Origin of the sequence: Gordonia sp. (in: high G+C Gram-positive bacteria), from assembly GCF_049647785.1 — a bacterium.
Lineage (GTDB): Bacteria > Actinomycetota > Actinomycetes > Mycobacteriales > Mycobacteriaceae > Gordonia.
Map to the genome: position 1 here is coordinate 1 of NZ_JBARYI010000094.1, position 19,074 is coordinate 19,074.

The 19,074-nt window shown below is 62.8% G+C and carries 24 protein-coding genes; 3 read left to right on the forward strand and 21 right to left on the reverse strand.

Annotation, left to right across the window (positions count from 1 at the left end):
• Window positions 1–80: 80 nt before the first annotated feature.
• From ahcY to WBA38_RS16465, 5 genes are all read right to left on the reverse strand, one after another.
• Entirely contained in the window at window positions 81–1,568 is a 1,488-nt protein-coding gene (ahcY, locus tag WBA38_RS16445) for an adenosylhomocysteinase (protein WP_424296070.1), read from the reverse strand.
• 115 nt (window positions 1,569–1,683) lie between these two features.
• Complete coding sequence (locus WBA38_RS16450; RefSeq protein WP_424293773.1) at window positions 1,684–3,183, reverse strand: amino acid permease; 1,500 nt, start codon at window positions 3,181–3,183, stop codon at window positions 1,684–1,686.
• 79 nt (window positions 3,184–3,262) lie between these two features.
• Window positions 3,263–3,445: a methionine/alanine import family NSS transporter small subunit gene (locus WBA38_RS16455; RefSeq protein WP_424323139.1), complete on the reverse strand. Its 183-nt coding sequence runs from the start codon at window positions 3,443–3,445 to the stop codon at window positions 3,263–3,265.
• Window positions 3,442–5,052 (reverse strand): sodium-dependent transporter, encoded by a 1,611-nt coding sequence (locus WBA38_RS16460; protein WP_424323140.1) that lies wholly within the window; start codon window positions 5,050–5,052, stop codon window positions 3,442–3,444. Before WBA38_RS16460 ends, WBA38_RS16455 begins: the two co-directional genes overlap by 4 nt.
• Window positions 5,053–5,171: 119 nt before the next feature.
• On the reverse strand, window positions 5,172–6,098 hold the full coding sequence (locus tag WBA38_RS16465) for a cation diffusion facilitator family transporter (protein WP_424293776.1): 927 nt from the start codon (window positions 6,096–6,098) through the stop codon (window positions 5,172–5,174).
• Between the two features lie 185 nt (window positions 6,099–6,283).
• On the opposite strand from WBA38_RS16465, the gene WBA38_RS16470 reads away from it, so the two are divergent.
• Both WBA38_RS16470 and WBA38_RS16475 read left to right on the forward strand, forming a co-directional pair.
• On the forward strand, window positions 6,284–7,423 hold the full coding sequence (locus WBA38_RS16470) for an LLM class flavin-dependent oxidoreductase (RefSeq protein ID WP_424323141.1): 1,140 nt from the start codon (window positions 6,284–6,286) through the stop codon (window positions 7,421–7,423).
• A gap of 3 nt (window positions 7,424–7,426) precedes the next feature.
• Window positions 7,427–8,080 carry a CE1759 family FMN reductase gene (locus WBA38_RS16475; protein ID WP_424293795.1) on the forward strand — a complete coding sequence of 218 codons (654 nt, stop codon included), beginning with the start codon at window positions 7,427–7,429 and terminating at the stop codon, window positions 8,078–8,080.
• 74 nt (window positions 8,081–8,154) lie between these two features.
• On the opposite strand, the gene WBA38_RS16480 is transcribed toward WBA38_RS16475, so the two are convergent.
• The 8 genes from WBA38_RS16480 to WBA38_RS16515 all read right to left on the reverse strand — a co-directional run bounded on the left by WBA38_RS16480 (window position 8,155) and on the right by WBA38_RS16515 (window position 12,431).
• Window positions 8,155–8,451 (reverse strand): WXG100 family type VII secretion target, encoded by a 297-nt coding sequence (locus tag WBA38_RS16480; RefSeq protein WP_424293796.1) that lies wholly within the window; start codon window positions 8,449–8,451, stop codon window positions 8,155–8,157.
• Window positions 8,452–8,489: 38 nt separating this feature from the next.
• Window positions 8,490–8,801: a WXG100 family type VII secretion target gene (locus WBA38_RS16485; RefSeq protein ID WP_424293797.1), complete on the reverse strand. Its 312-nt coding sequence runs from the start codon at window positions 8,799–8,801 to the stop codon at window positions 8,490–8,492.
• A gap of 101 nt (window positions 8,802–8,902) precedes the next feature.
• A complete protein-coding gene (locus WBA38_RS16490; RefSeq protein ID WP_424293798.1) occupies window positions 8,903–10,258 on the reverse strand; it encodes a hypothetical protein in 1,356 nt (451 codons plus the stop codon).
• The gene (locus WBA38_RS16495; RefSeq protein WP_424323142.1) at window positions 10,255–10,557 is read right to left on the reverse strand and encodes a type VII secretion target; all 303 of its coding nucleotides are present in this window, start codon (window positions 10,555–10,557) and stop codon (window positions 10,255–10,257) included. The genes WBA38_RS16490 and WBA38_RS16495 overlap by 4 nt, the downstream gene beginning before the upstream one ends.
• 42 nt (window positions 10,558–10,599) lie before the next feature.
• The gene (locus WBA38_RS16500) at window positions 10,600–10,929 is read right to left on the reverse strand and encodes a YbaB/EbfC family nucleoid-associated protein (protein ID WP_424293539.1); all 330 of its coding nucleotides are present in this window, start codon (window positions 10,927–10,929) and stop codon (window positions 10,600–10,602) included.
• A 2-nt stretch (window positions 10,930–10,931) separates the two neighbouring features.
• Window positions 10,932–11,315: a hypothetical protein gene (locus WBA38_RS16505; protein ID WP_424293540.1), complete on the reverse strand. Its 384-nt coding sequence runs from the start codon at window positions 11,313–11,315 to the stop codon at window positions 10,932–10,934.
• A 73-nt stretch (window positions 11,316–11,388) separates the two neighbouring features.
• Entirely contained in the window at window positions 11,389–11,820 is a 432-nt protein-coding gene (locus WBA38_RS16510; protein ID WP_424293541.1) for a nuclear transport factor 2 family protein, read from the reverse strand.
• Entirely contained in the window at window positions 11,817–12,431 is a 615-nt protein-coding gene (locus WBA38_RS16515; RefSeq protein WP_424293542.1) for a TetR/AcrR family transcriptional regulator, read from the reverse strand. The genes WBA38_RS16510 and WBA38_RS16515 overlap by 4 nt, the downstream gene beginning before the upstream one ends.
• Before the next feature lie 118 nt (window positions 12,432–12,549).
• Between WBA38_RS16515 and WBA38_RS16520 the strand changes: the two genes are divergently transcribed.
• Entirely contained in the window at window positions 12,550–14,211 is a 1,662-nt protein-coding gene (locus WBA38_RS16520) for an AMP-binding protein (protein ID WP_424293543.1), read from the forward strand.
• A 95-nt stretch (window positions 14,212–14,306) separates the two neighbouring features.
• Here the strand turns inward: WBA38_RS16520 and truA are convergent, their stop codons facing one another.
• The 8 genes from truA to infA all read right to left on the reverse strand — a co-directional run bounded on the left by truA (window position 14,307) and on the right by infA (window position 19,049).
• On the reverse strand, window positions 14,307–15,179 hold the full coding sequence (gene truA, locus WBA38_RS16525) for a tRNA pseudouridine(38-40) synthase TruA (protein ID WP_424293544.1): 873 nt from the start codon (window positions 15,177–15,179) through the stop codon (window positions 14,307–14,309).
• Window positions 15,180–15,230: 51 nt separating this feature from the next.
• Entirely contained in the window at window positions 15,231–15,773 is a 543-nt protein-coding gene (gene rplQ / locus WBA38_RS16530; RefSeq protein ID WP_424293545.1) for a 50S ribosomal protein L17, read from the reverse strand.
• A gap of 106 nt (window positions 15,774–15,879) precedes the next feature.
• Entirely contained in the window at window positions 15,880–16,932 is a 1,053-nt protein-coding gene (locus tag WBA38_RS16535) for a DNA-directed RNA polymerase subunit alpha (RefSeq protein WP_424293546.1), read from the reverse strand.
• Window positions 16,933–17,030: 98 nt separating this feature from the next.
• Window positions 17,031–17,636, reverse strand: coding sequence for a 30S ribosomal protein S4 (gene rpsD, locus WBA38_RS16540; RefSeq protein ID WP_424293547.1), 606 nt, complete (start codon window positions 17,634–17,636; stop codon window positions 17,031–17,033).
• Between the two features lie 21 nt (window positions 17,637–17,657).
• A complete protein-coding gene (gene rpsK / locus WBA38_RS16545) occupies window positions 17,658–18,065 on the reverse strand; it encodes a 30S ribosomal protein S11 (protein WP_006895581.1) in 408 nt (135 codons plus the stop codon).
• A complete protein-coding gene (gene rpsM / locus WBA38_RS16550) occupies window positions 18,065–18,433 on the reverse strand; it encodes a 30S ribosomal protein S13 (protein WP_424293548.1) in 369 nt (122 codons plus the stop codon). Before rpsM ends, rpsK begins: the two co-directional genes overlap by 1 nt.
• A gap of 176 nt (window positions 18,434–18,609) precedes the next feature.
• A complete protein-coding gene (rpmJ, locus tag WBA38_RS16555; RefSeq protein WP_026917227.1) occupies window positions 18,610–18,723 on the reverse strand; it encodes a 50S ribosomal protein L36 in 114 nt (37 codons plus the stop codon).
• 104 nt (window positions 18,724–18,827) lie between these two features.
• Window positions 18,828–19,049, reverse strand: a complete 222-nt coding sequence (gene infA / locus WBA38_RS16560) for a translation initiation factor IF-1 (RefSeq protein WP_003418601.1) — start codon at window positions 19,047–19,049, stop codon at window positions 18,828–18,830.
• Window positions 19,050–19,074: the final 25 nt, after the last annotated feature.

The following is a 19,074-nucleotide window of genomic DNA, read 5'->3' on the forward strand; positions in this document are numbered from 1 at the left end:
GATTCCCGCTCCACGTCAGACGTGGAGCGGGAATCAACGCATCATGCGAGAACAGGCGGGGCGGGACGCCACGGGCGGGATTAGTAGCGGTAGTGCTCCGGCTTGTAGGGGCCTTCGACGTCGACGCCGATGTACTCAGCCTGCTCCTTGCTGAGCTTGGTCAGGCTGCCGCCGAGAGCCTCGACGTGGATCCGAGCGACCTTCTCGTCGAGATGCTTGGGGAGGCGATAGACCTCGTTGTCGTACTCGTCGCCCTTGGTCCACAGTTCAATCTGTGCGATGACCTGGTTGGCGAAGCTGTTACTCATGACAAACGACGGGTGGCCCGTCGCGTTGCCGAGATTCAGCAAACGCCCCTCCGACAGCACGATGATGCTGTGGCCGTCGGGGAACACCCACTGATCGACCTGCGGCTTGATGTTGATGCGCGTCATGCCTTCGGCAGCTTCCAGACCAGCCATGTCGATCTCGTTGTCGAAGTGACCGATGTTGCCGAGAACGGCCTGGTGCTTCATCTTCTTCATGTGCTCGAAGGAAATGATGTCCAGGTTGCCGGTGGCAGTGATGACGATGTCGGCGTTGGCGATGGCTTCGTCGACGGTGACGACGTCGTAGCCGTCCATGAGCGCCTGCAGCGCGTTGATCGGGTCGATCTCAGTGACCTGGACACGACCGCCCTGGCCCGCGAGGGACTCTGCGCAACCCTTGCCCACGTCGCCGTAGCCGCAGATCAGGATCTTCTTGCCGCCGATGAGAACATCGGTGCCGCGGTTGATGCCGTCGATCAACGAATGGCGGGTGCCGTACTTGTTGTCGAACTTGCTCTTGGTGACCGAATCGTTGACATTGATGGCCGGGAAGTCCAGCTCGCCTGCGACCGCGAACTGGTACAGCCGCAAGACTCCCGTGGTGGTTTCCTCGGTGACGCCCTGTACCGACTCCGAGATTGCGCTCCACTTGCCGGGCGCAACCTCAACGGAACGACGCAGCAGTTCCAGGAACACCTTGTACTCGGCCGAGTGGCTTTCGTCGGCTGGCGGCACAACGCCTGCCTTCTCAAACTCACAACCGCGGAGCACCAGCATGGTGGCGTCGCCGCCGTCGTCCAAGATCATGTTGGCCGGCGCGGGCTCGCCATCAACGTCAGGCCAGGTCAGCATCTGCTCCGCAGCCCACCAGTACTCCTCCAGCGTTTCGCCCTTCCACGCGAACACCGGAACGCCCGAGGGCTCTTCGACGGTGCCGTACGGTCCGACGACCACGGCTGCGGCCGCGTGGTCCTGGGTGGAGAAAATGTTGCACGACGCCCAGCGAACCTCCGCGCCCAAGGCGACGAGAGTCTCAATCAGCACGGCTGTCTGCACAGTCATGTGCAGGCTGCCGGAAATCCGAGCGCCCTTCAGCGGCTGCACATCGGCGTACTCGCGGCGCAGTTCCATCAGACCGGGCATCTCGTGCTCGGCCAGACGGATCTCTTTACGGCCATATTCGGCCTCGGAGAGATCGGCAACCTTGTACTCGACGCCGTTGCGAGTGTCGGTGGTCAGGGCGCTAGTGGGCGCGGTCATAGGTACCTCTCGGTTGGCAGACTAATCAATGACGGTACCGGTCACCTGTGAGGCAACCGGTACCTGTCGCGTCTATAAGACTGTGTTCTTGCTACTAGCGTATCGCGACCACAAGTTACAGCGACTCCGGTGTCGGGACATCGTCGACGACTTCGCCGCGTTGCCGCTTACCAAGGACCGAATTGCGACGACCGTAGAAGGCGTAGACGACGATGCCGATGAGCATCCAACCGACGAATCGCAGCCAGGTCTCCACTGCCAGATTCAGCATCAACCAGATGCAGGCTGCAACCGCCAAAATCGGGATCACCGGAACCAGCGGAACGCGAAAACCGCGTTTGAGATCGGGACGGGTACGACGCAGCACAATCACGCCTATGCACACGAGAACGAAGGCGAACAAGGTACCGATGTTCACCATCTCTTCGAGTGTGCCCATCGGGAAGATGAAGGCGAGAAGACCGGAGACCACGCCCACTATGACCGTGATCCGGACGGGCGTCCCGCGACTACCGGTCTTCGCGAGACCGCGCGGCAGCAGTCCGTCGCGCGCCATGGCGAACCCGACGCGTGTCTGCCCGAGCAGCATCACCATTACGACGGTCGTGAGGCCAGCGAGGGCACCGATGTTGATAGCCCATTCGGCCCAGCCGATGTCGTGGACGGCAAAAGCCGTCGCCAAGGTCGCATTCTCGCCGGCCAGGGCGGTGTAGGGAACCATCCCGGTCAGCACCAGAGACACCGCGACGTACAGGACCGTGACGATCGCGAGCGAACCGAGAATGCCGCGCGGCAACGCCTTCTGCGGATTCTTCGTTTCCTCTGCGGTGGTGGCGACGATGTCGAAACCGATGAAGGCGAAGAATACGAGCGACGCCGCGGCGAGGAGTCCGTACCAACCAAAATCACTGCCGGCACCGCCAGTTATCCACGAGAACAGAGTTTGCCGAATGCCGGACGGCCCGTCGGCCGATTGCTGCGCGGGCGGAATATACGGCGAATAGTTCTTGGTACTGATGTAGAACGCACCGACGACAATGACGAGCAGCACCACGGACACTTTGATCGCCGTGATGACGACGGAGACACGCGAGGACAGCTTGGTGCCGAGTGCCAATAACGTTGTCAGGACCGCAATCAGGAGTAGCGCAGCCCAGTCGAAGGTGTGTCCAAACAACTCAAAGGTGTTGTTGCCTGCGCCAATGATATTGCCCAGGTACAGCGACCAGCCCTTACCGACCACCGACGCGGCCAGCGCGAACTCCAAGATCAAGTCCCACCCAATAATCCAGGCGACAAATTCACCGAACGTGGCATACGAGAAGGTGTACGCCGAACCGGCAACCGGGACCGTCGAAGCGAACTCGGCGTAGCAGAGTGCGGCCAGGCCGCAGGCGATAGCGGCGAGCACAAACGCCAACGACACCGAGGGTCCTGTGACATTTCCTGCGGTCCGCGCGGTGGTCGTAAAGATGCCCGCACCAACCACCACGGCCACGCCGAAGACCGTAAGGTCCCATGCGGTCAGTTCGCGTTTCAGTTTGCTGCCGGGTTCATCAGTGTCGGCGATGGACTGCTCAACTGATTTCACACGACCGAAGAGGCTGCTAAACATGCCCACTGGTGTACTCCCTTGAGGAATGCTGGATTTCCCGCCCGGGCGGGATAAAACGTTGCGCGAAATAGCCGAACCGTCAGGTGTCGCGGGTGGGGTGCGGTTCACTTTCGCGGACTACGTCATCGCGGACGAGGGCTGCCGGTTCCTCAGGCAGTTCTTCGACTTCCGGATGACGGACGAGAAAGGCAATGCTGGCCGCCAGTCCGCCCCACACCACGACCGCCGCGATGATGAGAAAGAGAATTGCTCCGCCGGTCATTGCTCGGCCCCCTTCTTTGCCGCGACGACAGGTCTCACATCTGGCCACGCCTTAAACTGCGGATCGTCGCGTCCCTTCCACGGGAACAGTGTGCCGACGATCGCTATGACTGCGATGAGTCCGACGGTGCCCCAACCGAAGACACCGACAAACCAGGTGGGTTCGCCCTCGTAACCGTCGCGGATGAGGGTTCGCAGTTTCTCGATCAGCATGATTCCCAGGAAGACCGGCGCGTACAGGCCAATCAGCGGGACCCACCATGCACCGACCCTGAAGGTCGAGACCGCGTTCAAATGCCCGCGCAGTTCGTCAATGCTTCGGGAAGCCCAACCGCCATTGTTTCTAAAGGTGAACTCCACCAAGACGCACATGGCAATCGCGGAGGCGACGATGCCGATGTTGTTGGCGAACTGGTCGACGGTGTCGAGCGTATAGAGGCCGGTGGCGGTACTGAACAGTCCGAAGGAGACGGCACCGCACACGATGCCAACGGTCAAGGCTGCGGTCCGCTGCGTCAACCCGAACTTCTCTTGGAGCGCCACCGAGACTCCCAAAACCAGCGAGATCAGCGACGTGAAGCCAGCAATCACCAGCGACCCGAAGAACAGGGCACCAAACAGCGCACTGCCCGGCATCTGGGAAATCACGGCGGGAAATGTCACGAACGACAGGATGGGACCTGAGATCCCCTCAAGCTCGTCTACCGCGATGCCCTGTTGATGGGCGAGGAAGCCCAGGGCCGAGAACACGCCGATGCCTGCGAGGATCTCGAACGACGAGTTCGCGAAGCCAACGACCAGACCCGACGACGTCATGTTTGCCTTGCGTCGCTGGAACGATGCGTACGCGATCATGATGCCGAAAGCGATCGACATGGAGAAGAAGATCTGACTGTAGGCCGCGATCCACACGTTGAGGTCGCGCAGCGCGGCCCAATCCGGGGTGAAGAGAGCATTGAGCCCGTCCGACGCGCCGGGCAGGGTTACCGCCCGAATAACGAGGGCACCGAAACCCAACACCAACAATGGAATGCCAATGACGTTGAGCTTCTCGATGCCCTTAGAAACTCCGAGCGCCAGCACCACCACAATCGCGACCCAGACTGCCGCTAACGGCCACGCGACGCCAGCGACCAAGTCCGACGAGACGCCAACTTCTTTGGGTAGGTGAAGGTACTCGTCGGTGAAGAATGCTGCGGTGTCGTCGCCCCACTTGGTGCCGAAGGAGAAGTAAAAGAAGCTCAATGACCAGGCGATGATGACCGCGTAGTAGCAGGAGATCACAAAGAGGATGCCGATCTGAAACCAACCGAGCGCTTCGGCCTTGCGGAACAGACGCCGGAAAGCCAGCGGCGGTGCCGCACGGAACCGATGTCCAATCGCGTAGTCGAGGAACAGGATCGGGATTCCAGCCGTCACGAGGGCAATCAGATACGGAATGAGGAAGGCACCGCCGCCGCTCTCGTACGCGACTCCGGGGAAGCGCCAAATATTTCCCAATCCGACCGCTGAACCGATCGCCGCCAAGATAAATCCGCGGTTACTGGTCCACGTGTCGCGCTCGCCTGCGGCCCCCGTCGTGCCCGACGCAGCCTCAACTTCTGCCACCTTATGTGACCCCTTCCACATCTATTTCGACTCAGACGCTAGCGCATGCGCTAGGCCGGGAGGCCCCATCTGCCAGGACTCGTTACCTCGCGGCGACCCGTCGTACAGCGCCAGATGAATCAAGACGCGGTGATGCCGCGATCAATGTCCGGTTCGAGGTAAATAACGCGCGATTGCGGGACCGCCCCGCGCATACGCCCCTCTGCCTCGTCGATGATCTGCGCGATCTCAGCAGCACCAAGGCTCGGAGAGACCGCAATCTTGGCGGCGACGAGAAGCTCCTCGGGACCGAGATACTGGGTCTTCATGTGAATAACCCTATCGACACCCTGGCCCGGAAGTACGGCCCAGAGGGCGGCTTCTTCTTCTTCGGTCGCCCCTTCGCCGATCAGCAGGCTCTTCATTTCGACGATCAGGACCATGGCAATCAATCCCAACAGCACGCCGATGGACAGGGTGCCGATGCCATCCCAGATGGCGTTGCCAGTCAGCATCGTCAGACCGACGCCCGCCAGCGCCAGGATCAAGCCGATAAGCGCCCCGGCGTCCTCAAGCAGCACGACGGGGAGTTCCGGGGAGCGCGACGTGCGAATGAATCGCCACCACGATGCGTCACCCTTGAGGGGCTTTGACTCTTTGCGCGCGGTGTGAAAGCTGAAACTCTCGAGAACGATCGCCACCAGCAGGATCACGACGGCGACCATCGGTGAGTCCAGCCCGTGGTCCCCGGAGTGCCGAATCTTCTGGACACCTTCGTACAGCGCAAACAGCGAACCCAGTGAGAAGATGACCAGCGCAACGACGAACGAATAGAAGTACCGACTGCGGCCGTACCCAAACGGATGCAGCTTGTCAGCCTCACGCTTGGCCCCTCGCTGCCCCACCAGGAGCAGCCCCTGGTTCGAGGTGTCCGCGACCGAGTGAACGCCTTCAGCCAGCATCGATGACGACCCGGTGATCGCGAAGCCGACAAACTTGGCGACGGCGATGCCGGCATTCGCGGCGAGCGCGGCGACGATCGCGCGCGTCGATCCTTCTGTAGACATGGATGTTTCCCCTCGGATTTCAGCGAAGCTGTCAGGTGGTGTGGATAAAAACTCTAGACGGCAGTCCGCACCGCGCTGCGTTTAGCACCTCCGGGAATTAACCGGACCATGGTCCGGTTAACCTGGTAGCGGCGGCGCGAGCCTCACCGGCCGCGCCACCGAGAGACCAGAGTAAGGAGCCTGCAATGCAGTTCGGACTATTCAGCGTCGGCGACGTGACCACCGACCCCACCACGGGCCACACCGTCAGTGAGCACGAGCGCATCGAGGCGATGACGGCCATCGCACTGAAGGCCGAGGAAGTCGGACTCGACGTCTTCGCCACCGGCGAGCATCACAATCCGCCCTTCGTTCCGAGTTCGCCTACGACAATGCTTGGCTGGATCGCCGCCAAGACCGAAAAGTTGCGTCTGTCCACCGCAACGACGCTGATCACCACCAATGACCCGGTGAAGATCGCCGAAGACTTCGCCATGCTGCAGCACCTTTCAAACGGTCGCGTCGACCTCACCCTCGGCCGCGGAAACACCGGGCCCGTGTATCCGTGGTTCGGCAAGGACATCCGCCAGGGCATCCCGCTCGCCGTCGAGAACTACCACCTCTTGCGTCGGCTGTGGCGCGAAAAGAACATCGATTGGGAAGGTAAGTTCCGCACGCCCCTGCAGGGCTACACCTCTACCCCGGCTCCGCTCGACGAGACTCCCCCGTTTGTCTGGCACGGTTCGATTCGCTCGCCGGAGATAGCCGAACAAGCCGCCTTCTACGGTGACGGCTTCTTCCACAACAACATCTTCTGGAACTCCGAGCACACCCAGCAGATGGTCAATCTCTACCGGGAACGCTACGAGCACTACGGCCACGGGGCGGCCGATCAAGCCATCGTCGGACTAGGCGGCCAGGTCTTCATCGCCAGCACCGAAGCCGAAGCCAAACGCCGCTTTCGCCCGTACTTCGACAACGCTCCCGTCTACGGACATGGACCGTCTATGGAAGATTTCACCGAAATGACGCCGCTGACTGTGGGCACCCCCGAACAGGTCATCGAGAAGACCCTGTCGTTCGCCGACTACGCGGGTGACTACCAGCGTCAACTCTTCCTGATCGATCACGCCGGCCTGCCTTTAGAAATGGCCCTCGAACAGGTTGAGCTACTCGGCACGGAGGTCGTGCCCGTGCTGCGCGCCGAGTTTGAGCGCCGTCGCCCGGCTCATGTTCCGTCCAATCCGCCCACCCACGAAAGCTTGGTCGCTCAGGGCCGCGAGTCGATGCATCATCGCGTGGCACCGGCCCAAGACTTAGCTGCCGCAGGCCAGGAAGGAAACTGACGAATGGCCCGGAACCTGCTCGTAATCAGCGCAGGCGTGTCGACTCCGTCGTCGACGCGACTGCTCGCCGACCAACTTGCCGAAGCGGTGAGCGCCGGTGTCACCGCCCGCGGTGAGTCGGTGGCGATCGATGTCTTAGAGATTGCCCCTCTCGCCGCATCACTCGCGACCACCGTGACCACCGGCGTGGCACCGGCAGACATCACCGACGCCCGCGATCGAGTAGCGGCCGCCGACGGCGTGGTGGTAGTGACCCCAATTTTTGCCGCCTCCTACAGCGGGCTGTTCAAGATGTTCTTCGACATCCTGGACCCCGATTCGCTGAGCGGCGTGCCGGTACTGATCGCGGCGACTGCGGGCACCCCGCGCCACAGCTTGGCTCTGGAGCATTCGATTCGACCACTGATGAGTTATCTGCGCGCCGCAACTGTCCCGACGGCGGTGTTCGCGGCAACCGAGGACTTCGGAACCGCCGAACTCAGCGGCCGGATCCGGCGGGCCGCGGCCGAGTTAGCGCAGCAACTCGTCGCAGCCAACGCGGTCGCCGGGTTTGGCGGGCCCACCGACCTCGACCGGCCCCGCCGGTCGGGTGGGTCGCTCGACCTCGGCGCGGTGACACCCTTCGCCGAATTGTTGAACGGACACACCGGCAATTAGCCGCCAGAAGGACGGCCGGGCGCAGAACTTGACGCTGCGCCCGGCCGCTGTCTTTGGGCATGCCTGTCGAACCGTCAGACGGTGAAGGTCTTGCCGACGCGCATATCCGTCTCGCGCATGAGGTTCGCCGCCTTTTGAACCCCGACTCCGAGGGCGTCCAGCCTCCCTCGAGCGTCGAGGAAGATCCGGTCCCAATTGGCCTGCGCCTGCTGGTACTGGCCCGCGCCACCGGAACTCCAGTGCGAAGACAGCGATCCCACCTGCCGCTTGAGTTGTCCGGAAAGGTCCTCCAACCGTTGAAACTGTCCCCGCAGATCGCCCGACAAGGTGCCGAGGTTCGCGAAGTCGTACCGAATGAGCCCGCCGTTCATGTTGTCCCCCTGTTGTCTTTCCGTGTGCTTTGAATTGATCAGATCTGGAGTCCGACGGGTGCGCCGTTGAACTGCCCGGCAACGGTCGCATCTTCATCGTCGTAGCCGCGGAATCCAGCAGTCAGCTTGGACTCGATGTCATCGAGCGCCGTCTGCAATTTCACCGCGATGCCGTGCCAGTCGGTGTGAGTGGCCTCGAAGGCGTTAGACGCCCTTCCGTCCCACCCCGATTTTCCGCTGGCCGCCGACTTCGCGATCGCAGCGACAACACGCTGCATCTCGTCGACGATCCCCTTGATCGACGCCGCCGACGCCTGGCTGGCGACAAGGTCGAGGTTGAGTCCGGCCATGGTGTTTGTCCTTTCGTTTGGTCCTACTTGTTGGGTTCTTTTCGCTGGGTCTTGCTCGATGCACTAGGTCAATCCAGCGCACACTCGGTCAATCCGGCGCACTAGGTTGATCCGGCGTAGTCGTGGTCGCCAAGCCCGAGAGCAAGGGCGACGTCGAAGTTGAGCGACTCCGCCGTCAGCGCCGTCAGGGCACCCGGTTCCGCTGCGGACGAGGCTGCAGAGTCCGCAGCCAGCGACGGCGACGGGGTAAATACCGGGGCCGGTCGCCCCGCATCGGCGGAATGACGCGCGGCCATCGGTGCCATCGGCGCCACCGGCGCGGTGGCACCGGCTCCCGACACCTGCAGCGCACTCGCAGAAGCGGGCTGTGCAGTGGCGACCGTTGCGTTCGAGGTCATCGGTCGGTCAGCGAGCGGTGTCTGCGGTGGAGCGGGTGCCTGAACCGCTGCCGGTACCTCGCCTGCCACCGCAGTGCTTGTCGACGCTGCCGCGGGACTAGTTTTCGGGGCACCCGCAGTCGGCGCCGTTGACTCACACGATGGCGGGCAGGAGCCAGGTGCCGCTGGCACTGCCGCGGGGGCACCGATCCCGGGCCGATCACCACTCGGGCCGACCTGTGTTGCGCCAACTCCCGAGCCGCTAACCGCCGAAGTCACCATGCTCAGGCCGGCCTGCACCAGCGGCAGCATCGACTCCAAGACTTTGGCGACGGCCTGGAAGCCATCACCGCTCGCGTTGGGTACGCCGGTGACCGGTACCGGCGCACCGTTGGCGGTCATGCTGGCGGTCGGCGCAATCAACTGTGCGCGGGTGGCACTGACAACGGCTACGCCTTCGGCGAGTCCCTCAGCGGCGATTCCGAGAGCCGCAATCTGGCCGGGCGGAGTGGCGATCGCGGGCAAAGTCGCCGACAGCAGGCCTGCGGTTTTGACCACAATGCCCTGCAGTTCGGCGGCACCGGCCGCAACGATGGCGGCAGCTGCCTGCAAGTCGACGGACATTCCCGTCCCCTGCATGGCGACGGCGGCCGCTTCCGTTGCGGTGCGGGTCGCCGCGACGATCGCCGACGTCGCACCCTCTCCGGCCCATGCGCCGTCGACCGATTGCACCGCCTTAAGGAGGGTGCCGACTCCACTGTCGAGTACCTGCGCGATTTGTTGGTGTGCCTGGGCTGGGTCGCCAGTCGGGGATCCGCCGAGTTGGCCCGTGCCAAAGGTGGCGAGCAGGTCGGTGATTGGTTTTAGCAGCAGTGTCGGATCCACCATCGGCAAAGGCAATGCTGGCAGGACCGGAATGCCGGGCAAGTCCGAGAGTGAAGGCAGGGCGGGGAACGTCGGCGGGGTTGGCAGCACGGGCTCCGCAAGCCCATCGAGCGGTTCCGGCACGTTGCCCGGCTCTGTGGGTTCGGCGTGGGTCTTCGCCGCCCAGACTTCGCAGTCGACCTCCTGCCCGCTCACACTTGCACTCCGCCGGCACCGGTCGAATCAGCGCCAGTGAACGAGGCCAACGCTGCGGCAACCGATGCTGCGGTGGCCGCGTGCGTTGCCGCGAGCTGACCGACAGCCCGCAGGTGGTTGGCCTGCGCTATCGCGTAGGCGCCCGCAAACTCTTGGCCGATCAACCCAAAGACGGCAACCACCGCCGCGCTAACAGCGCCAGCGTCGACGGCTCCCGCTGCTGCGGTCGCCGTTCCCAGTGCGGCCGATGTGGCACCAAAGGTCTGCACTGCCGACGGTTGCACGATCACCTGATTCACTTGTTCCCCCTGTCGTTGCTGGTGTCGTTAGCGGATTGGCGACTAGCGTTCCGATATCGCCGCGGGTTCGGTGAGGGCGGCGAAGTCATCGCAAAAGTCCTGCATTATCTCGGCACGACGGGTGAAGACGTCGGTGGCCGCGCGGATGGCCGCACCGACAATTTCGTCGGCTAACCGGCTCCCTTTGCCGCCGCCAGCTCCGGGGCCCAGTTCCAGGTCGACGAGTGAGCCGTTACCGTTCACCAACACCCGCACGCGACCTTGGTCGCCGGTCCCTTCAGCACGCAACGCCGTAAGTTTGGCGTGCACGTCCTCGAGTGCTCCGAGCTGTCGTTGAGCCCGGTCGGCAACGGCATCCATTTCGGAATTCACGGTCACCGCCTGCCCCGATTCGCGGAAGCATCGGCGGCCGCTTCCGCGGCGACGAGTTCTTGGCGGGAGGGAAGACCCAGAAGACTGAGGGCTTCGTCGGTAACGCCTTGCCCACTGAGCTCGGAACGCGCCTGCAGACCGGCTGAGGTGCGGGCAAGTTGGCACAACGCCAGGATTTCTCTAGCGAGTGCAGTCGGGGTGCGGCGCACAGCCGCGGAGCTCAGTCGCATGCGGACGGGCAAACCCGCTGCCGTGCAGGTGACGGTCACCGCACCGGAGCGCGACGAGACTTCGGTGAGTCCGTCCGCACCCGTCACCGGCGCCGCGATGCCGCCTTCGCCCTGTTGAACTTTCGATGCCGTTCGGCTGTCATTCTTCGTTGCCATGACACTTAGACGCAGCAAGTGCCGATTCGGTTCCATCGCGTGCATTACGGGCGTGTCGCGCGCGATCGGTGCGTTAAAGCACCTTGGTGTAACCCTTTTCTTCCACGCGTTCGCTAATTCGCCAACCGTCATCGGTCCGGATCAACCGGTCCCGGTACCAGAGGCCCGCAAACAACATCTGCGGTTCGCCCTCTGCCTCGCCCCGTACGACCATCGGATTGAACAGGATCGTGCGCGCCGTTGCCGAATCGCCATCCAGATCGAGCTGGGTAGTGGCTGCGAGGTGCTGTGTCATCGAAAACGCGGCGGGAAGAATCGCGGCCAGCCACGTTTTCACTTCGGGATAGTCGCCCGCGATGCCGCCGGCCGCCGTGTAGTCGATCCGCGCGTCGGCGGTGAAGACCGCATCGAGCGCGTCCCAATCGTTCCGGTCAATCGCGTGGCTGTAGCGCGCCAGGAGGTCTTGGATCTCGAGACGATCGGACATCTCCTGCAGGTCCATCATTTGCTGCCGTTCGGCACGCCGATTCCCGCCATGAGGAAGTCCACCATGTTCGCTTGCCATGTCTCGTCGAGTTGATCGGCCCCACGAATACCGGCGGCGAGGAGTGCACTACCGAATGCAGCCTCAGCGATCAGGCCCAAATCAACGTCGAGGGTTACGCCGTCATGGCGGGCCGCATCAGCAAAGCGACCGGCCAGATCGTCTTTCACTGTGCCCCACAGGCCATCGGTCAATTGCGCCTGCAGATTGGGGTCGGCTGCCAAATCACTCATCAGGCCGGTAATCGCACCAACCATCGACGGCAGCGACACCAAGAGCACACAACCATTGACGATCAGCTCCATTTCCTCGCGGAGGCCTACTCCGACGCGACGCGGCGGTACCGCGACATCGGTGGGAAATACGGCTTGGTGCACGAGGTGAAGTTTGCTGGGCCAGCGCCTTCGCACTGCGGGCACCGAGGTGCCCGCCCGGGCGGCTACCGCCGTCAAGGTGAGGTCGGCGTAGCTTCCCTCGGTTAGCAGTTCGATAGTCGCGTCTAGGACGGCGCGATCGATCCGATCATCGCGTGGTCGACCGACCGCACCGGGCTCGAGCCTCGAAGCTTCCATACTTGGTTTCCTCCCCGTTACCTGCAGCGAATCAACCATATTCATCGGAAGGGTTGACGTCGATCACATCTGCAGATTACATTACGATCCGACACAGAACGTAACTCCCGGAGGCACAATGGCGTTGGCACCACCCGCAGAAAAGGTCACTACGGCCGATCTCCTGCAGAGGCGTTGCGACGATGATTCCCCCGCACTTTTCTTTGAAGACCGCGAATGGAGTTGGCGCGAGTTTGTCCGCGAGGCGGCAGTTCGCGCCGCGGCCCTCACAGCTCTTCGCCAGCAGCAGCCCGACGGCCCCTGGCATGTCGGTGTCCTGATGGACAACGACCCCGAGTACCTCTTCCTCGTGTGCGGCGCCGCCCTGGCCGGCGCCACCATCGTGGGAGTCAATCCGACGCGCCGCGGCGCAGAGCTCACGTCCGATATCGCTCGTACAGATTGCCAGGCCATCGTGGTCGGCGACAGCTACGCCGACCTTGTCTCCGACTTCCCGGAGTCGGTTCGTGCCGTACCAGCCTCCGGTGACGAATATCGTGAACTACTCACCGACGCCGCGGACTCGACCGCCGCGGACTGGACCGATCCCACGCTGCAAGATCACCATCTGCTGCTCCTCTTCACGTCGGGTTCCACTGGCGCACCGAAGGCCGTCATTTGTAGTTCCGCCCGACTCGCGGCCATCGGTGTACTCAACGTTCACGGCATCAAGCCCGACGACATCGCGTACAACGCGATGCCCATGTTCCACGGCAACGCACTGATGAGCGCCTGGGCACCGATCGCCGCAGTGGGCGGGGCATTCGTGCTGCGCAAGAAGTTCTCGGCATCGAATTTTCTGCCCGACATACAGAAGTACGGCGCGACGTTCTTCAACTATGTCGGTCGTTCACTCGCCTATATCCTGGCTCAGCCGGAACGCCCCGACGAGTCCTCAAACAGCCTGCGGTTTGGTTGGGGTACAGAAGCTTCGGCCCGCGACCGCGATGAGTTCTCGCGCCGTTTCGGTGCCCCAATCACCGAGTCATACGGCGCCTCAGAGGGCGTATGCGTGATTGTCCGCGATGAGACGACACCTCCCGGCGCCCTCGGGATTCCCAATCCGGCGCTGGGGATGACTGTCCTCGACCCAGACGGCAATGAGTGCCCGCCCGCCGAGTTTGCGGCCGATGGTTCGCTGCTCAACGGCTCCAAAGCCATCGGTGAAATCGTCGCCCGCGACGGTGGCGCCCGCTTCGAGGGTTACTACAACAACCCAGAAGCCTACGCAGACAAGGTCCGCAACGGCGACTACTGGTCTGGCGATCTCGCCTATCGCGATGCGAATGGCGTGTACTGGTTCGCCGGCCGGACCAACGATTGGATCCGCGTCGATTCGGAGAACTTTTCGACGGCACCCCTGGAGCGAATCGCGGCGCGATACCCCGGCACCACCGGCGCGGCGGCTTACGCCGTCCCAGACCCGCAGACCGGCGATCGCGTGATGGTGACCCTCGAGTACCACGGCGATTTCGACGCGGATGACTTCTTGAAGTTCATGCGCGCGCAGCCCGATCTCGGTACCAAGCAGATGCCGAGCTTTGTGCGGATTACCGAGGCTTTCCCGTTGACTGCGACCCGCAAACTCAACAAGGCGCCGCTTCGGCAGTCCGGGTGGCGCACCGACGACCCCGTATTCGTCCGACGCGACGATACCTTCGAGCTACTCGACGAGTCCGCCGCCGCGCGACTGTCGGACGAGTTCCGTGCGCACGATCGCGCACACCTAATACCCGGCTAACTGCCCTCCCCGGGAAGTGCCCCGGTGCCGACGTTCCCCCTCCCTCCCAAGACAACGTCGGTACCGGGGCATTTCTCTGCTTTCAGCAGTCGTCGCTACATGCAGCCCACGTCGTCGGGGTTGCGGACATGCCGAGTGAGAGAACTGCGGGCGGCCCATTCCTCGGCAGGTGGATAAGCCACCGAAATAAGGCTCAGGCCGCGAGCTTGAGCCACCGGCACCTTCGCCGATCGTGACCGTTCATCGAGCAGATCGGCGCACCACTGCACGCTCCGACGACCGTCACCGACGGAGGCGACGGCACCCACCAACGACCGCACCATTGACCAGCAGAAGGCGTCAGCGACGACGGTGCCGATCAGTACCGTTCCGTCGCGCCGCCACGAGAACTGCTGGAGTTCCCGAATGGTGGTTGATCCTTCGCGGTAGCGGCAGAAGGCGGCAAAGTCGTGGAGGCCGACGAGTTGGGCCGCAGCGTCGTTCATCAGGTCCACGTCTAAGTTGCGCGTCCAGTCGGCGGTGCTGCGCGCCAGGATCGGTTCCGGGCCCCAGAGAGCGTCGGTGAGGCGGTACTCGTAGGTGCGGGCGAGCGCTGAGAAGCGCGCATCAAAATCTGGGCTGACGGCATCGATCGCTTTGACGCGGACGTCGTCGGGAAGCATTTTTGCGAGCCGTCGGACGAGTCGTCCCGGGTCGCCATCGATCGATCGGGTCTGCAGGGACTGCAGTGGCACATCGCAGTGCGCAACCTGCCCTGCCGCGTGCACTCCGGCGTCGGTCCGCCCGGCAACCGTCAACCGAACGGGGGCGCGCAGGATGGTACTGAGCGTCTGCTCGAGAGTCTCGCACACGGTACGACGTCCCGGTTGGGTAGCCCATCCGGAAAAGTCGGTGCCGTCGTAGCCGATCAGTAAACGCAAACGACACAGCCCGCCCTCATCAATGATGGGGGCGGGCTGTGTCGTCATGGATTGCGACCGTGCGAACCGGTCACGCGAACGTGACCGATACGACGACGGTTACTTGTCCTGCTCAGCCTCGGCGGCCGGAGCCTCGTCGGCGGCAGCCTCGGTGACCTCAGCTTCGACAGCTTCAGCTTCGACAGCCGGGGTCTCCTCAACGGGAGCATCCTCGACAGCAGCTTCAGCAGCCTTGGCCTTGGAAGCCGCAGCACGGGTGGCACGGTTGGCCTCCGTCGACGCGGTCTTCTCCTGCACCAGTTCGATCACTGCCATGGGGGCGTTGTCACCCTTGCGCGGCATGGTCTTGATGATGCGGGTGTAGCCACCGTTGCGATCCGCGAAGTGCGGGCCGATTTCGGCGAACAGGGTATGAACGACGTCCTTGCTGCGGATGTCCTTCATGACCTCGCGACGGTTGGCCAACGAGCCAGCCTTCGCGTGGGTGATGAGCTTTTCGGCGTACGGGCGGAGCCGCTTTGCCTTAGCTTCGGTGGTGGTGATTCGGCCGTGCTCGAAGAGCGCCGTGGCAAGGTTTGCCAGGATCGCCTTCTGGTGGCTGGCCGACCCGCCGAGGCGGGCACCCTTAGTGGGCTTGGGCATGTCTTTCTCCTAGGAGGGACTCACGATCTCGCGACCGGAAGTCGTTTGGCTCAGCGGTTCGCTGAACGCTTCGCGCCCAGGAACCATAGTGGTTCTTCTGCAAGACCTACAGTTGCTCGGTCTCGGCGTAATCCTCGCCACCATCAGCGTCGAACGATGCATCGTCCGACCAGGTGCCCGTGCTCGGGTCGTAGCCTGCAACCTGCGACGGGTCGAAGCTCGCCGGGCTGTCCTTCAGGCCCAGACCCAGGCTGTGCAGCTTGACCTTGACCTCGTCGATCGACTTCTGGCCGAAGTTCCGGATGTCGAGCAGATCCGACTCGGTACGACCAACCAGTTCGCCGACGGTGTGAACACCTTCGCGCTTGAGGCAGTTGTACGAGCGGACAGTCAACTCCAGGTCTTCGATCGGAAGGCCGAATGCGGCGATGTGGTCGGCTTCTGCCGGCGACGGGCCGATCTCGATTCCCTCAGCTTCGACGTTGAGCTCCCGAGCCAGGCCAAACAGTTCGACCAGGGTCTTACCGGCGGACGCCAGGGCGTCACGGGCGGTCATGGAGTTCTTCGTCTCCACGTCGAGCACCAGACGATCGAAGTCGGTGCGCTGCTCGACGCGGGTTGCCTCAACCTTGTAGGTCACCTTCAGGACCGGCGAGTAGATCGAGTCGACCGGGATACGGCCGATCTCGGCACCGGATGCCTTGTTCTGTACGGCAGGCACGTAGCCGCGGCCTCGTTCGACGACGAGCTCGATTTCGAGCTTGCCCTTGTCGTTGAGGGTCGCGATGTGCAGGTCAGGGTTGTGCACGGTGACGCCCGCCGGCGGCACAATGTCGGCACCGGTAACAGCACCGGGACCCTGCTTGCGGACGTACATGGTGACCGGCTCGTCTTCTTCGGAGCTGACCACGAGGCCCTTGAGGTTCAGGATGATGTCGGTGACGTCTTCCTTGACTCCGGGGACCGTAGTGAACTCATGCAGAACACCATCGATGCGGATGCTGGTGACTGCTGCGCCGGGGATCGACGACAGCAGCGTGCGCCGCAGCGAGTTGCCCAAGGTGTAACCGAAACCCGGCTCGAGGGGTTCAATGGTGAACTTCGAGCGGTTCTCGGCGATGACCTCTTCGGACAGGTTGGGTCGCTGTGAGATGAGCATGGGGTGGGATTCTCCTTCGGCCGACCTCTATTTGACGGCTTTTAAGGTGGACCGAGCAGCCGTTGCTGCTCAGTAGGTTTCGCGAAAGCTCAGGTCGACTACTTGCTGTAGAACTCGACGATGAGCTGCTCGGAGAGCGGGACCTGGATCTGTTCGCGCTCGGGCAGCGAGTGCACGAGGATACGAAGAGTCGAAGGAACCACCTGCAGCCAAGCCGGTGCCGTGCGCTCGCCGATGAGTTCCTTGGCGATCTGGAACGGCGTGGTCTGCAGCGACTTCGGACGAACGTCGATGATGTCGTACTGGCTGACCCGGTAGCTCGGGACGTCAACGCGAACACCGTTCACGGTGAAGTGACCGTGGCTGGTCATCTGACGTGCCTGACGACGCGTGCTGGCGATGCCCGCACGGTAGACGACGTTGTCCAGGCGCGACTCGAGGATCTGGAGCAGCACGTCACCGGTCTTGCCGTTGCGACGGTTTGCTTCCTCGTAGTAGCGACGGAACTGCTTCTCCATGACGCCGTAGGTGAAGCGAGCCTTCTGCTTCTCCTGCAGCTGGAGCAGGTACTCGGATTCTTTGATACGCGCGCGGCCGTGCTGGCCGGGCGGGTACGGGCGCTTCTCGAACGCCTGGTCTCCGCCGATCAGGTCGACGCGAAGGCGACGAGACTTCTTAGTTGCGGGGCCGGTATAACGAGCCATAGTTCTTCTTTCCCTTTCCCGCTAGACCCGGCGCCGCTTGGGCGGACGGCAACCGTTGTGCGGCTGCGGGGTCACGTCGGAGATGGTGCCAACCTCAAGGCCGGCTGCCTGCAGCGAACGGATTGCGGTCTCTCGACCCGAACCCGGTCCCTTGACGAATACGTCGACCTTCTTGACGCCGTTTTCCTGCGCCTTGCGGGCAGCGTTTTCGGCGGCAAGCTGGGCGGCGAAGGGCGTGCTCTTGCGCGAGCCCTTGAAACCGACGTGGCCGGAGCTGGCCCAGCTGATCACGTTGCCCTCGGGGTCGGTGATCGAGACGATGGTGTTGTTGAACGTCGACTTGATGTGAGCGTGGCCCAGCGGGACGTTCTTCTTGTCGCGACGACGGGTGCCCTTCTTCGGGCCAGCGCTACGTGACTTGGGTGGCATTACTTCTTCTTCCCGGCGATGGTCTTCTTCGGGCCCTTGCGAGTGCGGGCATTGGTCTTGGTGCGCTGACCGTGAACCGGCAGGCCGCGACGGTGGCGCAGACCCTGGTAGCAGCCGATCTCGATCTTGCGACGGATGTCAGCCTGCACCTCGCGGCGAAGGTCACCCTCGACCTTGACCGAGGCTTCGATGTACTCGCGGAGCTTCACGACGTCTGCGTCGGTCAGATCCTTGGCTCGCAGATCGGCCGAAAGGCCCGTTCCTGCGAGGATCTCCTTCGAGGTGGTACGACCCACCCCGTAGATGTAGGTGAGCGCGATCTCCAGCCGCTTTTCGCGGGGGAGATCCACACCTGCAACACGTGCCATGTGGTGATTCCTAATCATTTTTCAGAGGTCTGCTCCCGGTCCGTCCTGGACTCTGCGCCAGGCCCCGGCCTCTGAACCGGGGGTCGGCATTCACGCGTCTGCGAATGCTAGTTCTGGGAGTTCTTCTCGTTACGTGTATTCAGTTGTGGTTTTCAAGCGATCCTTGCGGAAGCTGATCAGCCTTGACGCTGCTTGTGACGCAGGTTTTCGCAAATCACCATGACCCGGCCGTTACGACGGATCACTTTGCACTTCTCGCAGATCGGCTTGACGCTCGGCTTGACCTTCACGTCAGCTTCTCCCTTTTATCTTTCAGTGGCTGTGCCATGGTGTGGCGGCACAGTGTTCGGGCAGCACGAAACGACGCGTCGTCCCGGTACTCCCCGCACGAGGGTTACTTGTACCGGTAGACGATGCGTCCTCGACTGAGGTCGTAGGGCGACAGCTCTACGACGACTCGATCCTCAGGCAGGATGCGGATGTAGTGCTGCCGCATCTTTCCACTGATGTGTGCAAGGACCTTGTGTCCGTTCTCCAACTCAATGCGGAACATCGCATTGGGTAGGGGCTCGACTACACGACCCTCGACCTCAATGGCCCCATCTTTCTTCGCCATATCCTCCGCGATTCTCCGGCGACCG

Bases quoted from the DNA above. Each gene is read 5' to 3' on its own strand.
- ahcY (WP_424296070.1), bottom strand. From the start codon at position 1,568: ATGACCGCGCCCACTAGCGCCCTGACCACCGACACTCGCAACGGCGTC.
- WBA38_RS16450 (WP_424293773.1), bottom strand. From the start codon at position 3,183: ATGTTTAGCAGCCTCTTCGGTCGTGTGAAATCAGTTGAGCAGTCCATC.
- WBA38_RS16455 (WP_424323139.1), bottom strand. From the start codon at position 3,445: ATGACCGGCGGAGCAATTCTCTTTCTCATCATCGCGGCGGTCGTGGTG.
- WBA38_RS16465 (WP_424293776.1), bottom strand. From the start codon at position 6,098: ATGTCTACAGAAGGATCGACGCGCGCGATCGTCGCCGCGCTCGCCGCG.
- WBA38_RS16470 (WP_424323141.1), top strand. From the start codon at position 6,284: ATGCAGTTCGGACTATTCAGCGTCGGCGACGTGACCACCGACCCCACC.
- WBA38_RS16475 (WP_424293795.1), top strand. From the start codon at position 7,427: ATGGCCCGGAACCTGCTCGTAATCAGCGCAGGCGTGTCGACTCCGTCG.
- WBA38_RS16480 (WP_424293796.1), bottom strand. From the start codon at position 8,451: ATGAACGGCGGGCTCATTCGGTACGACTTCGCGAACCTCGGCACCTTG.
- WBA38_RS16485 (WP_424293797.1), bottom strand. From the start codon at position 8,801: ATGGCCGGACTCAACCTCGACCTTGTCGCCAGCCAGGCGTCGGCGGCG.
- WBA38_RS16505 (WP_424293540.1), bottom strand. From the start codon at position 11,315: ATGGCAACGAAGAATGACAGCCGAACGGCATCGAAAGTTCAACAGGGC.
- WBA38_RS16510 (WP_424293541.1), bottom strand. From the start codon at position 11,820: ATGATGGACCTGCAGGAGATGTCCGATCGTCTCGAGATCCAAGACCTC.
- WBA38_RS16515 (WP_424293542.1), bottom strand. From the start codon at position 12,431: ATGGAAGCTTCGAGGCTCGAGCCCGGTGCGGTCGGTCGACCACGCGAT.
- WBA38_RS16520 (WP_424293543.1), top strand. From the start codon at position 12,550: ATGGCGTTGGCACCACCCGCAGAAAAGGTCACTACGGCCGATCTCCTG.
- truA (WP_424293544.1), bottom strand. From the start codon at position 15,179: ATGACGACACAGCCCGCCCCCATCATTGATGAGGGCGGGCTGTGTCGT.
- rplQ (WP_424293545.1), bottom strand. From the start codon at position 15,773: ATGCCCAAGCCCACTAAGGGTGCCCGCCTCGGCGGGTCGGCCAGCCAC.
- WBA38_RS16535 (WP_424293546.1), bottom strand. From the start codon at position 16,932: ATGCTCATCTCACAGCGACCCAACCTGTCCGAAGAGGTCATCGCCGAG.
- rpsD (WP_424293547.1), bottom strand. From the start codon at position 17,636: ATGGCTCGTTATACCGGCCCCGCAACTAAGAAGTCTCGTCGCCTTCGC.
- rpsK (WP_006895581.1), bottom strand. From the start codon at position 18,065: ATGCCACCCAAGTCACGTAGCGCTGGCCCGAAGAAGGGCACCCGTCGT.
- rpsM (WP_424293548.1), bottom strand. From the start codon at position 18,433: ATGGCACGTGTTGCAGGTGTGGATCTCCCCCGCGAAAAGCGGCTGGAG.
- infA (WP_003418601.1), bottom strand. From the start codon at position 19,049: ATGGCGAAGAAAGATGGGGCCATTGAGGTCGAGGGTCGTGTAGTCGAG.